Origin of the sequence: Streptomyces sp. 4F14, assembly GCF_048159485.1 — a bacterium.
Taxonomy (GTDB): Bacteria; Actinomycetota; Actinomycetes; order Streptomycetales; family Streptomycetaceae; genus Streptomyces.
Genome location: NZ_JBLRVY010000042.1, coordinates 47,268 through 60,875, shown reverse-complemented (window position 1 = coordinate 60,875; position 13,608 = coordinate 47,268). Strand labels below are relative to the sequence as shown.

The following is a 13,608-nucleotide window of genomic DNA, read 5'->3' as shown; positions in this document are numbered from 1 at the left end:
CGTCTCCGTAGTACCCGTAGTCCCCGTAGTACTTGACGCCCCCCGCTTCCGGCGCGTCATACCCCTACGACCTGAGGACGACCCCTGCGACCGGTGCGAGGGAAGGGCTGAGGAACCGGTCGGCCCCTGTGGGGATCGCCGGTTTGCGCGTGATCCCATCAGGAGACGCCCTCCGCGGAAGCGAGCGCCTTGCGCGCCACGAACACCCCGGACCCGGAACCCGGCGCGCTCGCCGGCGCGTCGGCGTCCGCCGCCGGAGCGACCCCCGGCCGGTCGGAGGCACCGCCCGCCGAACCACCGGAGCCGGCACCACCCGTGCCGGTGCCGCCCGACCCGACGCCGCCCGACGCGGGCGCCGACACGGGCGAGGCCCCCGCGGCCGACGGCCCAGGGCTCCCCGCACCGCCCCCGCCCGACGCCCCCGGCCCGGACGCCTGCCTCTTCTCGCTCACCCCTTGCGACGCCGACGCGTCCGGCGACGGATCCGGCGAGGGCGCCACCGAGGAGGGCGACGGCGACGACACCGCCGGACTGCTCCCGGCCGGCGAGGGGCTGCCGCTGCCGATCCCCGGCCCCGGCCCGGTCCCCGGCCTGGTCGCACCGGCGCTCGGCGAGGCCGCCGGCGAGGTGGAGGGCCGGGGCGAGGGACCCGCCGTACCCGAGGCGGACGGTCCCGGCGTCGCCCCGGGGGCCCTGGTCGCCGTACCGGAGGCGGTGGCCGACGAGGTACCGCCGGGGACGGAGGCGTCGCCCGGCGCGGGTGGCTCCGAAGTACTAGGGGTACGGGTCGCCTCGACCTGGCTCGCGGGCTTGCTGTCGTCGCCGGGTCCGGGGAGGGGGAGCCAGGGGGCGCCCGCGTTGCCGGAGAGGAGGGTGCCGACGATGACGGCCGCGTAGGCGCCGCAGGCCAGGCCGACGGCGAGTCCGAGGCGCCGGAACGTACGGCTGCGGCGGCCCGACTCGTCGACGAACACGGGCAGTTCGGAGTCGCCGTCGGCCTTCTCCCCGCCGTGCAGCGGGTCGAGTTGGACGGTCACCTCGGCGGGGTCATGCCCCTCGCCGCCCGGCCCGTCCGCCGCGCCCCGTACTCCCGGTCCCTCCTGAGAGCCACCCCCACGGTGAAGCTCCCCGTCGGTCCCGGCGCCCGTACGCCGCGCCCCCTGCCCGGCACGCCGGCTCCGGGGAGCCACCGGCCACCCGCCACCACTACCGCTACCACTGCCGTCACTGCCGAGGTTCCCGCCCCCGCTCGCGCTATCCGGCCCCGTACCCGTAGTACTTCCGGACGACGCCCCATGAGACCCGTAGACCCCGGACCCCTGGGCCCCGGCCCCGTCCGCCGCGCTCCCTCCGCCGTTCCCCCCGGACCCGTACCCCCCAGGTACCCCCTCGGACCTCTCCCCCCACGGATCCCGCCGGGCCGACGGGGCCCCGAAGGCCGACTCGACCAGCCCTGCAGAGTCCACCAGCCCCGCAGAGTCCACCGGCCTCACCGAGTCCCTCAGCCGCGCCGAGTCCGGCACCCGTGTCGACGGGTCCGGTGCCCGGCGGCCGCTGTCCAGGATGTCGTCCGGGAACCCCTCCCAGCCGGTTCCGCCGGACAGCGCCGGTTCGCCCGACGGCCGGGATATCTCCCGGCGTTCACCCGTGGACGGCGCCTCGGGGAACTTCTGGGTCCCGCCCCCGACCGCCGCGACCCCTTGGGTCGGCGGCGCCGGCTCGGGCCACTCGGGTTGGGCGTCTTCTGGCCATTTCTTCACGTGCGCACTTCCCCCCACGGGAGCACTCCGGAATCACTCCGGGTCCGTCCCTGGAACAGTTCTGGGCGCGTGTTCGACTGCCGAGCACACGTCGCACAACCAGGCCCCCACCCGGTTCACGCGCCCCCGATGTCTCTCCGTGCTCGGGGCGCCGAATCTAGCGCAGCGGATGTGCGCCGCGTGTGCGATGCGTCATTTGTGTGTGGATGCCATGCTCATGTCGATGGCTGGAATCCATCCATCGACCGGGACCTCCCACCACGATTCCTCGACCGCGAGTTCGAGCGCAGATTGACGCAGTACAGCCAAGATCGGATGGACCAGCCCCTTTCGCCACACGAGTGACACCGGGGACAAAGGGACGGGCTCGACAAGCGGCCGCCGGACCGTCCCCGGCATGGCCGGAAACCCCTCCACGGCGAGCACCGGCCGGCCGGACCGGGCCATGACACGCCGGAACTCGTCCTCCCCCACGGCCATCGGAGCCGGCGGCGCCACCCGCACCCCGCGCCCCTCGAACAACTGCCGTGCCAGATCGGTCCATTCAGGGGTCCGCGGATTCCCGGCCCCCGCGTACACCTCCTCCCCCGCCAACTCCCCCACCGGTACCGCCTCCCACGAGGCCAGCCGGTGCTCCTCGGGCAGGACGACGGCCATGGGCTCGTACCGGACGAGCTGATGGTCGAGCCGCGCCCGCAGCGAGGGGGCGAGCCCCGCGTACCGCCCGAACGACGCGTCCAGCCTCCCCGCGATCATCTCGGCGGCGGCCCAGGTCAGCCCGCTCTCGAAGCGGGCCATCAGTTCGTGGTCCGGGGCGAGCCGCCGCGCCCGCTCCAGCACCAGCGAACTCGTCCGCAACCCCGGCGAGTTGAGGTCGACCAGCAGTGGGCGGGGCCGGCCGAAGGCGGCGCGCAGCTCCTCCTGCGCGTCCAACACCCGTCGCGCGTACGGGAGCAGGCGTTCACCCTCGGGCGTCAGGGCCACCTGGCGTGTCGTACGGACGAACAGGTCGGACCCCAACTCCCGTTCCAGTCGCCGTACATCGCGGCTCAGTGCCTGCTGGGCGACGAACAGTCGCGCGGCGGCCCGCGTGAAGTGCAGTTCCTCGGCGACGGCGAGGAAGACCCGGAGCAGCCGGGGTTCGAGATCCTGAGGCATCCGGCGAACCTAACAACGACCCACAACACAGGCGCGTGAATAAGCGCCCGACAGGTGTTGGACCGGACGATCACCGCCGGACGACCGTTGACCGCATGCCCCACGCCCACCACAACTCACCACGCACCCCCGGAAACACGCCGGGAGCACTCCGCACCCCCGGCCCCTACCGCCGCCTCCTGTCCCGCCCCGGCACCCGCGCCTTCACCGCCGGCAACCTCGTCGCCCGCCTCCCCTCCGGGATGTTCGGCGTCGGCGCGGTGATGATGATCGCCGACGCCCACGGCTCGTACGCGCTCGCCGGAGCCGTCAGCGCAACGGGCCTCGCGGCGACGGCAGTTGTCGCCCCCTGGACCGCGCGCCTCATCGACCGCCGAGGGCAGGCCCAAGTCGCCGTGCCCGCAACCCTGTTCGCCGCGCTCGGCAGCATCACCCTGGTGCTGTGCGTCCGTTACGACGCCCCGGTGTGGACGCTGTTCGCCGCGTACGCCGCGACGGCAACCACCCCCAACACGGGCGGCATGTCCCGCGCCCGCTGGGCCCACCTGCTGGCCGGGGACCAGGCGGCCCTGCACACCGCGAACTCCTTCGAACAGGCGGCGGACGAACTCTGCTTCCTGCTGGGCCCGTTGCTCGCGGCGCTGCTGTGCGCGAACGTCTTCCCCGAGGCCGGGACGCTGGTCGCGGCGGTGCTCCTCGTCACCGGCATCCTGCTGTTCGCCGCGCAGCGTTCGACCCAGCCGCCGCCGCACGCCCGCCCCTCCGCCACATCACCGCTCGCCGCGCCCGGGATGCCGCCGCTGCTCGCTGTGTGCCTCTGTCTGGGCGCGGTGTTCGGCGCGACGGAGGTCGTGACCGTCGCCTTCGCGGACGAGGCAGGTCACCGGGCCGCCGCGGGGCTGGTGTTGGGACTCCAGGCGGGCGGATCGGCGCTGGCGGGGCTGGCGTTCGGCACGCTGACGGGGCACGGCGACGGGGCCGCCGGCAAGGGCCGGCCAACTCCCGGAGCAGGCAGGCCCTTCGGCAGGAGACGCACGGCTACCGGAGCCGAGGCGCCCTCCGGAGCAACGCAAGCCCTGGAGGGCAGGCCGGCTTCCGGCGCCTCCCCGAGCACGGACCCCGCCCTTCTGCCCGCCGCCCCACCGCCTCACACCTCCGGCCCACTGTCCACTGCCGAGCCACCCCACACCTCCACCCCTCCGTCCGCCGCCGCACCGCCCCACACCTCCACCCCTCTGCCCGCCGCCGAGCCGCCCACCTCCACCCCACCCCCTGCCTCCCCCAACTCCACCCCAGCCGCCCGCCGTTACCCCTGGTGCATCGCCGCCATGACCACCCTCCTCACCCTCCCTCTCCTGGCCGCCACCCTCACCGGCTCCCTCCCCCTCCTCGCCGTCGCCCTCCTCGTCGCCGGAGCCGCGACCGCCCCCACGATGATCACCGGCATGACCCTGATCCAGCAGCGCACCCCCGAGGGCCGCCTCAACGAGGGCATGACCCTCGCGGTGACCGGCCTCCTCGGCGGAATCGCCGCGGGCAGCGCGCTCGGCGGGTGGGTGACGGACCACGCGTCCCCCACGGCCGGCTACGCCCTGCCGGTCGCCGCGGCGGCCACGGCGCTGCTGGTCACGCTGGCATGGCGGAGCGTGACCGCCGACCGGACCGCACCGACCCCAGCGCCGGACGCCACACAGACCGCACCGCCCCCCACACCGGACACCGGCCGAGCCACACCCACCCCGACACCGGACACCGGCCGAACCGCACCGCCCACAACGCCCAACCCCCGCCCCCACACGCCCGCATGACCACCACCCTCACCACCACACGACGGCCCCCGTCATAATCGAACCGCTTCCCTCGTTCCCTGCCACCCCCATTGACGCACCTCCACCCACCCAATAACTTCCTCCGTCGAAGCGCTTCGACGTCACGCATCGAATCGATTCGACGGACACCCGCGTGACGCGACCCGGCCCGAAGAAAGCCCGAAGAACCATCCGAACTCCCGTGGAGAACCTGGATGTTGACGGCACGACGGCGGACACTGACGACAGCGGCGGCACTGAGCACAGCCCTCCTCCTCGCCTCCTGCGGCGGATCGGGCGACGGAGGATCGGACGGAACGACCCTGCGCCTGTGGCACTACGAGGCCCCCAACAGCGCGATGGGCGTGGCCTGGACGGAGGCGATCAAGGAGTTCGAGGCCCAGCACCCGGGTGTGAAGGTGAAGTTCGAGGAGAAGAGCTTCGAGCAGATCCAGAAGACGGCCCCGATGGTCCTCAACTCCTCGGACGCACCGGACCTGATGGAGTACAACAAGGGCAACGCGACGGCGGGCCTCCTCTCGAAACAGGGCCTGCTGACGGACCTCACCGCGGAGGTCACGAAGCGCGGCTGGGACAAGCTCCTCAGCCCCGGCGTCCGCACGACCAGCCAGTACACCAACGGTGTGATGGGCTCCGGGAGTTGGTACGGAGTCACCAACTACGCCGAATACACGATGCTCTACTTCAACAAGGACCTCTTCAAGAAGTACGGCGTCCAGGAGCCGACGACATCGGCCCAACTCACGGCGGCCCTCCAGAAGTTCAAGGACAAGGGCATCACCCCGCTGGCCAACGCCGGCGCGGAGTACCTGGCCCACCAGTACCTCTACCAGCTCGCCCTCACCAGGGCGGACCGCGCCTGGGTCGACTCCTACGAGCTGTACAAGGGCAAGCCCGACTTCCACGACGCGGCCTGGACGTACGCGGCCGAGACCTTCGCGGAGTGGGTCAAGAAGGGCTACCTGGCGAAGAGTTCGAGCGGCGCGACGGCCGAGCAGGCGGGCGTCTCCTTCCTCCAGGGCAAGGCGCCGATCCTGTTCTCGGGGAGCTGGTGGTACGGCCGCTTCCGCTCGGAGGCGACGTTCGACTGGGGCACCTCCCTGTGGCCGGACTCGAAGCTCACGCTCGGCTCGGGCGGAAACCTGTGGGTCGTACCGAAGAGCGCGAAGAACAAGCAACTCGCCTACGACTTCATCGACATCACCCTGTCGAAGAGGATCCAGAACCTCCTGGGCGACAAGGGCGGGGTGCCCGTCGCGGCCGACCCGGCGGCGATCACCGACCCCAAGTCGAAGCGGCTCATCACCGACTTCACCGCACTGAGCGCCCGTGACGGCCTCGCCTTCTACCCCGACTGGCCCGTCCCCGGCTTCTACGACGTCCTGGTCTCCGAGACACAGAAGCTCATCACCGGCAGCGAGAAGCCGGAAGGGTTCCTGGACGCGGTGGAGAAGGCGTACGACAAGGGTGTCCCGGCCTCATGACGGCGCCCCGCCGTCCGTCGTCGTACGCGCTCTTCCTGGTCCCCGGCGTCCTCGCGTTCCTCGCGGTCGTAATCGTGCCGTTCCTGATGAACACCGGTGTGAGTTTCACGAGTTGGCAGGGCGTCGGCACTCCGGAGTGGGCGGGTCTCGCCAACTACCGTGAGCTGCTGGACGATTCGGCGTTCTGGGAGTCGTTCCGGCACAGCCTGTTCATGGTCGTGGCGATGGCGGCGCTGCCCACGGCCGTCGGACTCGTCTTGGCCGCCGCCCTGTTCGACTTTGTCGGCAAGCACTTCGGCAGCCGGATCACGGCCGTTCTGCGGGCCTGTTTCTATCTTCCGCAGGTGCTGCCGATCGCGGTCGCCGGCATCGTGTGGAGCTGGATCCTCGCCCCGGACAACGGCTCGCTCAACGAACTCCTGGGCGCCGTCGGCCTGTCGGGCTGGCAGCAGGACTGGCTGGGCGACCCGGACTTCGCGCTCTACAGCGTCATGGGCGTCATGGTCTGGGTCCAACTCGGCTTCCCGCTCGTGGTGTTCATGGCCGGCCTGGAACGCGTCGACCCGCAGCTGCACGAGGCGGCCGAGCTGGACGGGGCGGGTTGGTGGCGCCGCTTCTGGCACATCACGCTGCCGCAGATCCGGCCGGAGATCTCCGTGGTGCTGACCTGGTGCACGATCGCCGCGCTGAAGGTGTTCGGCGCGGTGTACGTCCTGACGAAGGGCGGGCCCGGCGGGGCGACGGACGTGCCGTCGTACTTCTCGTTCACGACGTTCTTCGAGAAGACGCAGGTCGGGTACGGGGCCGCGATCTCGACGGTGCTGACGGTCCTGATCCTCACGCTCTCGCTGATCGCGCTGAGACTCCAGAACAGGCAGGAAGAGGAGCCGAGTTGACCGTACTGAAGCGATACCCCGTTCTCCTGGCCCTCTGTCTCGCCGCCCTCTTCATGATCACCCCCTTCCTCATCGTCACCCTCAACGCCTTCAAGTCCCCGGCGGAATACGCCCAGAACGGCCCCCTCAGCCTCCCGGACGGCCTCTACCTCGACGGCCTCAAGAGCTTCTGGACCCGCGTCGACTACACGCAGAAGCTCGTCAACTCCACCCTGATCAGCGGGTCGGTGGCGATCCTCGCGACCCTCCTGTCGCTCCTGAACGCCTACGCGATCGGCATCGGCCGGATCAAGGGCCGCCCCTGGATCCTCGCCTTCTTCGTCCTCGCCAACGTCGTCCCGCAGGAGGCCCTGGTCTACCCCGTCTACTACCTGAGCAAGCAACTCGGCCTGTACGACACGAGATTGAGCGTGATCATCGTGTTCACGGTGATCCAGGCGGCGTTCGGCACCTATCTGCTGTCGGCGGTCCTCGGCAGGTTCCCCCGCGAGGTGGTCGAGGCGGCGCAGGTGGACGGCGCGAACAAGTGGCAGGTCCTGTGGCGGATCGTCGTACCCATGAGCCGTCCGACGCTCGGTGTCCTGCTCGTCTTCTTCTTCGTGTGGACGTGGAACGAGTTCCTGCTCCCGCTGGTGATGCTGATCTCCAACGACAACCAGACGGTGTCGGTGGCGCTCGGCGTCCTTCAGGGGCAGCGGCTGATGGACGCCACGATGACCAACGCGGCGGCCCTGCTCGGCGTGCTGCCCGCCCTCGTCTTCTTCCTCGTCTTCCAACGCACGCTCACCCGCGGAATCGCCGTGGGTGCCGTCAAGTAAGGAGCCTCCACGTGAAGTTCACCGACGGTTACTGGCTGCTGCGCGACGGCATCACCGCGGCCCACCCCGCCGAGGTGCTCGATGTCACCGCGTCGGACGGCACGCTGGAGATCCACGCCCCGACCCAGCCCATCCGCCACCGCGGCGACCTGCTGAAGGGACCGGTCGTGACGATCAGCGCGCACACCCCGATGCCCGACGTCATCGGCGTCACCTTCGCCCACTTCCGGGGCGACCGCCCGCGCTCCCCCCAATTCGACCTGACCGCCGAGGAGTTCACCCCCCACCTGGCCTACGACGCCGACCACGCGACCCTCACCTCCGGCGAACTGTCCCTGAAGGTCAGCCGCTCCGGCCCCTGGCACCTCGACTTCCGCGCCGGCGGCCGCTCGCTCACCTCCAGCGGCCCCAAGGGCATGGGCATCATGCGCGACACCCGCGCCGACGCCCACTACCTGCGCGAGCAACTCGCCCTGACCGTAGGGGCGTCGGTGTACGGGCTCGGCGAACGGTTCGGCCCTCTCGTCAAGAACGGCCAGACGGTGGACATCTGGAACGCCGACGGCGGCACCGCCACCGAACAGGCGTACAAGAACACGCCGTTCTACCTCACCGACGCCGGATACGGCGTCTTCGTCGACCACCCGGGCAAGGTGTCCTTCGAGGTCGGCTCCGAGGCGGTTTCCCGGGTCCAGTTCAGCGTCGAGGCACAGGAGTTGACGTACTACGTCATCTACGGGCCCACCCCGAAGGAGATCCTGCGCAAGTACACGGCCCTCACCGGCCGCCCCGCGCTCCCGCCGGCCTGGTCGTTCGGGCTGTGGCTGTCGACGTCGTTCACCACCTCGTACGACGAGGAGACCGTCACCTCGTTCATCGAGGGCATGCGGGCACGTGAACTCCCGCTGTCCGTCTTCCACTTCGACTGCTTCTGGATGCGCGAGCTGAACTGGTGCGACTTCGAGTGGGACCCGCGCGTCTTCCCCGACCCGGAAGGCATGCTGGCCCGGCTGAAGGCGAAGGGCCTGCACGTCTGCGTCTGGATCAACCCCTACATCGCCCAGCGCTCCCCGCTGTTCGCGGAGGGCAAGGAGCTGGGCCACCTGCTGAAGCGGCCGGACGGCAGCGTCTGGCAGTGGGATCTGTGGCAACCCGGCATGGCCCTGGTCGACTTCACCGACCCTGCCGCCCGCGACTGGTACGCGGCGAAGCTGGAGAAACTCCTCGCCCAGGGCGTCGACTGCTTCAAGACCGACTTCGGCGAGCGCGTCCCGACGGACGTGGCCTGGTCGGACGGCTCCGACCCGGAGCGCATGCACAATTACTACGCGTACCTCTACAACCGCACGGTCTTCGACGTCCTGCGCAAGCACCGCGGCGAGGGCGAGGCCGTCGTCTTCGCCCGCTCGGCCACAACGGGCAGCCAGAAGTACCCCGTTCACTGGGGCGGCGACTGCGAGTCGACGTACGCAGCGATGGCCGAGTCGCTGCGCGGCGGCCTCTCGCTCGGCCTGTCCGGGTTCGGCAACTGGAGCCACGACATCGGCGGCTTCGAGGGCACCCCGACCCCGGCCCTGTTCAAACGCTGGCTCGCCTTCGGCCTGTTGTCCTCCCACAGCCGGCTGCACGGCAGCTCCTCGTACCGGGTGCCGTGGCTCTTCGACGACGAATCCGTGGACGTCCTGCGGCTGTTCACCCGGCTGAAGCTGCGGCTCATGCCGTACCTGTACGAGGCGGCGCGCACCGCACACGAGGACGGTGTGCCGGTGATGCGCGCGATGGTCCTGGAGTTCCCGGACGACCCCGGGTGCGCGCACCTGGAGCGCCAGTACATGCTGGGCGGCGACCTGTTGGTGGCGCCGGTCTTCAACGACGAGGGAGACGTGCGGTACTACGTGCCCGAGGGCGACTGGACCGACTTCTTCACCGGCCGCGTCGTCACCGGCCCGCGCTGGGTGCGTGAGACGCACGGGTTCCTGAGCGTCCCGCTGCTGGTGCGGCCCGGCGCGGTGATCCCGGTGGGCGCGCACGCCGACCGGCCCGACTATCCGCACGCCGACGGGGTGACGCTGCGGACGTACGGACTCGACCGCGGCGCCCAAGTCACCGTACGGGTGGGGGAGGTGAGCTTCACTGTCGTGCGCGAGGGCAATACGCTGCGGGCGTCCGCGAGCGATCCGTCGGCGCCCTGGGCGCTGGCCGCCGGGGACCGGGTGGCGCGGGCGAAGGCCGGATGCGGTTTCCTGACGGTGGAGTTGGGCTGATGGTCAAGATCACCGATGTGGCGCGGCTCGCGGGCGTCTCCCCGAGCACCGTCTCGTACGCGCTGAGCGGCAAGCGGCCGATCTCCGAACAGACCCGGCGGCGGGTGCAGGACGCGGTGCGCGACCTCGGCTACCGGCCGCACGCCGGGGCGCGGGCGCTGGCCAGCAGCCGGTCCAACGTGCTCGCCCTCGTCGTCCCCTTACGCACCGGCATGCACGTCCCGGTCGTCATGCAGTTCGTGACGTCGGTGGTGACGGCCGCGCGGCGCTTCGACCACGACGTGCTGCTCCTGACCCAGGAGGAGGGCGAGGAGGGGCTGCGGCGCGTCGCGGACACCGCGCAGGTCGACGCGCTGATCCTGATGGATGTCCAACTCCACGATCCCCGGCTGCCGTTGCTGCGGTCGCTGGAGCGGCCGACGGTGATGATCGGGTTCCCGCTCAGCCCGCAGTGGCTCACCTGCATCGACCTCGACTTCCGGGCGGCGGGCGAGGCGTGCGTCGAGCATCTCGTCCAACTCGGGCACCGGGCCGTCGCGTTGGTGGGCTCGCCGCCCGAGGTGTACGTCCGGCAGACCGCGTTCGCGCAGCGGGTCGTCCAGGGTTTCACCGCCGCCGCCGACCGGGCCGGGCTGCGGTCCGCCGTGCACCCCTGCGAGGCGACGCCCGCCGCGGCCCGCCGGATCGCCGAGCGACTGCTGCGCGAGCAACCGGCGTTGACCGGGGTCGTCGTCCACAACGAGGCGGTCCTCGAACCCCTCATCGAGGCGTTCCGCGGGCTCGGGCTGAACGTCCCCGGTGATCTCTCGGTCACCGCGATCTGCCCCGCCGACCTCGCGGAACACCTCCAGGTCACCGCCGTCGCCCTGCCGTCCGAGCAGGTCGGCACGCGGGCCGTGGAGCTGCTGATGGAGAAGCTCGCGGGAGAGCCGGTGCCGGAGGCGACGCTGTTGCCCCCGGCGCTGACCCGACGGGCCAGCACGGCTCCCCGGCACGCCTGAGAAAAGCCAGAGGCCCCACCGCTCGAAAGCAGTGGGGCCTCTGACTACATGGGATGAGAGGGCCTGGGGGTCATGCCCCCAGATATATAGCGAGATGGCCTGCGCTCGCGCTTTCTGCGAGCGCAGGCCATCCCCATCTCGTGGAGATGGCGGGAATCGAACCCGCGTCCACCGGTGCGGAATCAGGACTTCTCCGTGTGCAGTTCGCTGTGATTTTCTCGGCCCCGGCAATCACGCGAACAAGTCGCCGACGGGCCCAGTCACTGTTTGATTTCCCATCGAACCCCGTGACCGGGCTCGATGGTTTAGTCCCCTAGATTATGCCAGGGTCCGGATCGGGAACACTCCCGGGCTGACACCCGTCAAGGGCCTTCACTCACTGCTTATTAGGCAGCGAGGGCGAAGGCGCGGGAATCGCTCTTGTTATTGGCGATTATTGGTTGCGACATATGGTTTACGAGATCATTGCCGCTTCCTCGACACGCTTCTCCTGCTTCGACAACCGCTGTCGAAACCGATCATCCCCATGTTGATTTTTCAAAACCCCCGAGGGGGTGCGCACCGACCGGAGTCGGCGTTGATGCCATCGTACGTGACCAACGCGCACGCATGCCACCGTATTCCCCGCGGCTACTCGCCCCGCTGGCGCCGCTTCGCCGCCGCGATGGCCCGGTCGGTGTCCCGCCGGTCCTGCTTCTCGCGCAGGGTCTGCCGCTTGTCGTACTCCTTCTTGCCGCGCGCGAGCGCGATCTCGGCCTTCGCCCGGCCGTCCTTGAAGTACAGGGCGAGCGGCACGATCGTGTGGCCGCTCTCCTCCGCCTTGACCGCGAGCTTGTCGATCTCCTCGCGGTGCAGGAGCAGCTTGCGCTTGCGGCGCGCGGAGTGGTTGGTCCAGCTGCCCTGGTGGTACTCCGGGATGTGCGCGTTGTGCAGCCACGCCTCGCCCCGGTCGATCTGCACGAACCCGTCGGTCAGCGAGGTCCGCCCCTCGCGCAGCGACTTGACCTCGGTCCCCGTGAGGACGAGTCCCGCCTCGTACGTGTCGACGATCGCGTAGTCGTGCCGGGCCTTCTTGTTCTGCGCGACGATCTTGCGCTTGCCCCCCTTCTCCCCGTCCCGCGCCTTGCCGCCCCCGCCGCCCTGCTTGGGCTGGGACTCCTTCGGTACGTACATTCCCTTGCTCATAGTCCCGCCATTTTCGCACCAGCCGGGGCCCGGAGGGAAAGCCGTTTCCCTACGGCATCCGCCCCGACCCGCTCAGCACCCGCTCCGCCCGCTCCAGCACCCCCGCCGCCACCTCCAGGTCGGGCGTGATCCCCACCCCGTCCACCGCGTGCCCCGAGGGCGTCCGGTAGTGCCCCACCGTCAGCTCCGCCACCGACCCGTCCGGCAGCCGCGTCGGCATCTGGACCGAGCCCTTGCCGAACGTCCGCGCGCCGACGACGACCGCGCGCCCCCGGTCCTGGAGCGCCCCGGTGAGCAGCTCGGCCGCGCTCATCGTGCCCCCGTCGACGAGGGCGACCAGGGGTCTGGCGGTGTCGCCCCCCGCGTCCGCGTGCAGGGCGTGTTCGGCGCCGTCCGCGTCGTACGTCGCCACGAGGCCGCCGTCGAGGAAGACCGAGGCGACGCTCACCGCCTCGGTGACCAGCCCGCCCGAGTTCCCCCGCAGATCCAGCACGACCCCTCCCGACGCCTCTCGCACGGCGGCCCGTACCGCCTCGCCCACTCCCTTGGTGAACGCCGAGACTCGAACAAGAGTTCCCCCGCCGGAGATCTTCTGCGCCGTCACCGGTTCGGTGGACAGCGTCGCGCGCCGCACCGTCTCGTCCCACGCGCGCGCGCCGCGCGACAGCCCCAGCCGTACGGCCGTACCCGCGGGCGCGTCGGTCGCGTCGCCGCGCAGCAGGGACAGGACGTCGGTGACCGGCAGCCCCTCCACCGCGCGCCCGTCGACGCTCGTCAGCCGGTCCCCCGCGCGGATGCCGGCGTGCGCGGCGGGTGAGCCGCCGCTGACCCTGCTGACGGCGATGCCCCCGTCGGACTCGCGCCGCGCCCACAGGCCGACGCCGGTGTACTCCCCGTCGAGCGCCTGCTCGAACTCCTCGTACTCGCCCTCGGAGTAGACGGCCGCCCACCGGTCCCCGCTGCGGCTCACCGCGCGCTCGGCGGCCTCCGTGGGGGACTTGCCCGCGGCCATCGCGTCGGCGGCCGCCTGCGCCACCTGCCGCCGCGCGTCCGGGACGACGGACCGGGCCGGCCCCGCCTCCTCGCCCCCCTGCGGCAGCGATCCCGTCGCGGCCCCCGCCACCAGCACACTCGCGAACACCAAGGTCAGGGCGGCCCCGCGGCCGAAACGGCGGGGCTGAGAGAACAGGTCGGGGCCTGACATGGCCGTGAG

10 protein-coding genes and 1 other RNA gene are annotated in these 13,608 nt (G+C 71.0%); 7 read left to right on the top strand and 4 right to left on the bottom strand.

The genetic code is table 11. The features are described 5' to 3' along the window. The first annotated feature begins 189 nt into the window (after window positions 1-189). Window positions 190-897 (top strand): hypothetical protein, encoded by a 708-nt coding sequence (locus tag ACLZOT_RS45335; RefSeq protein ID WP_416975119.1) that lies wholly within the window; start codon window positions 190-192, stop codon window positions 895-897. A 1,055-nt stretch (window positions 898-1,952) separates the two neighbouring features. Here ACLZOT_RS45335 and ACLZOT_RS45330 read toward each other — a convergent pair. Beyond that, a complete protein-coding gene (locus tag ACLZOT_RS45330) occupies window positions 1,953-2,918 on the bottom strand; it encodes a LysR family transcriptional regulator (RefSeq protein ID WP_416975118.1) in 966 nt (321 codons plus the stop codon). Window positions 2,919-3,013: 95 nt separating this feature from the next. Here ACLZOT_RS45330 and ACLZOT_RS45325 point away from each other — a divergent pair, with 95 nt between their 5' ends. From ACLZOT_RS45325 to ACLZOT_RS45300, 6 genes are all read left to right on the top strand, one after another. After that, window positions 3,014-4,726 (top strand): MFS transporter, encoded by a 1,713-nt coding sequence (locus ACLZOT_RS45325; protein WP_416975117.1) that lies wholly within the window; start codon window positions 3,014-3,016, stop codon window positions 4,724-4,726. Window positions 4,727-4,941: 215 nt separating this feature from the next. Beyond that, the gene (locus ACLZOT_RS45320; protein ID WP_416975116.1) at window positions 4,942-6,231 is read left to right on the top strand and encodes an ABC transporter substrate-binding protein; all 1,290 of its coding nucleotides are present in this window, start codon (window positions 4,942-4,944) and stop codon (window positions 6,229-6,231) included. Then, window positions 6,228-7,127, top strand: coding sequence for a carbohydrate ABC transporter permease (locus ACLZOT_RS45315; RefSeq protein WP_416975115.1), 900 nt, complete (start codon window positions 6,228-6,230; stop codon window positions 7,125-7,127). Before ACLZOT_RS45320 ends, ACLZOT_RS45315 begins: the two co-directional genes overlap by 4 nt. A 53-nt stretch (window positions 7,128-7,180) precedes the next feature. Continuing rightward, on the top strand, window positions 7,181-7,945 hold the full coding sequence (locus tag ACLZOT_RS45310; RefSeq protein ID WP_416975138.1) for a carbohydrate ABC transporter permease: 765 nt from the start codon (window positions 7,181-7,183) through the stop codon (window positions 7,943-7,945). Window positions 7,946-7,956: 11 nt separating this feature from the next. Continuing rightward, on the top strand, window positions 7,957-10,209 hold the full coding sequence (yicI, locus tag ACLZOT_RS45305; RefSeq protein ID WP_416975114.1) for an alpha-xylosidase: 2,253 nt from the start codon (window positions 7,957-7,959) through the stop codon (window positions 10,207-10,209). Then, window positions 10,209-11,210 carry a LacI family DNA-binding transcriptional regulator gene (locus ACLZOT_RS45300; protein WP_416975113.1) on the top strand — a complete coding sequence of 334 codons (1,002 nt, stop codon included), beginning with the start codon at window positions 10,209-10,211 and terminating at the stop codon, window positions 11,208-11,210. Before yicI ends, ACLZOT_RS45300 begins: the two co-directional genes overlap by 1 nt. A 138-nt stretch (window positions 11,211-11,348) precedes the next feature. Here ACLZOT_RS45300 and ssrA read toward each other — a convergent pair. From ssrA to ACLZOT_RS45285, 3 genes are all read right to left on the bottom strand, one after another. After that, window positions 11,349-11,736, bottom strand: a transfer-messenger RNA (tmRNA) gene (gene ssrA, locus ACLZOT_RS45295). A gap of 104 nt (window positions 11,737-11,840) precedes the next feature. Continuing rightward, a complete protein-coding gene (gene smpB / locus ACLZOT_RS45290; protein WP_416975137.1) occupies window positions 11,841-12,383 on the bottom strand; it encodes an SsrA-binding protein SmpB in 543 nt (180 codons plus the stop codon). A gap of 61 nt (window positions 12,384-12,444) precedes the next feature. Continuing rightward, complete coding sequence (locus ACLZOT_RS45285; protein ID WP_416975112.1) at window positions 12,445-13,599, bottom strand: S41 family peptidase; 1,155 nt, start codon at window positions 13,597-13,599, stop codon at window positions 12,445-12,447. Between the last annotated feature and the right edge of the window lie 9 nt (window positions 13,600-13,608).

Bases quoted from the DNA above. Each gene is read 5' to 3' on its own strand.
- ACLZOT_RS45330 (WP_416975118.1), bottom strand. From the start codon at position 2,918: ATGCCTCAGGATCTCGAACCCCGGCTGCTCCGGGTCTTCCTCGCCGTC.
- ACLZOT_RS45325 (WP_416975117.1), top strand. From the start codon at position 3,014: ATGCCCCACGCCCACCACAACTCACCACGCACCCCCGGAAACACGCCG.
- ACLZOT_RS45320 (WP_416975116.1), top strand. From the start codon at position 4,942: ATGTTGACGGCACGACGGCGGACACTGACGACAGCGGCGGCACTGAGC.
- ACLZOT_RS45315 (WP_416975115.1), top strand. From the start codon at position 6,228: ATGACGGCGCCCCGCCGTCCGTCGTCGTACGCGCTCTTCCTGGTCCCC.
- ACLZOT_RS45310 (WP_416975138.1), top strand. From the start codon at position 7,181: ATGATCACCCCCTTCCTCATCGTCACCCTCAACGCCTTCAAGTCCCCG.
- ACLZOT_RS45300 (WP_416975113.1), top strand. From the start codon at position 10,209: ATGGTCAAGATCACCGATGTGGCGCGGCTCGCGGGCGTCTCCCCGAGC.
- smpB (WP_416975137.1), bottom strand. From the start codon at position 12,383: ATGTACGTACCGAAGGAGTCCCAGCCCAAGCAGGGCGGCGGGGGCGGC.
- ACLZOT_RS45285 (WP_416975112.1), bottom strand. From the start codon at position 13,599: ATGTCAGGCCCCGACCTGTTCTCTCAGCCCCGCCGTTTCGGCCGCGGG.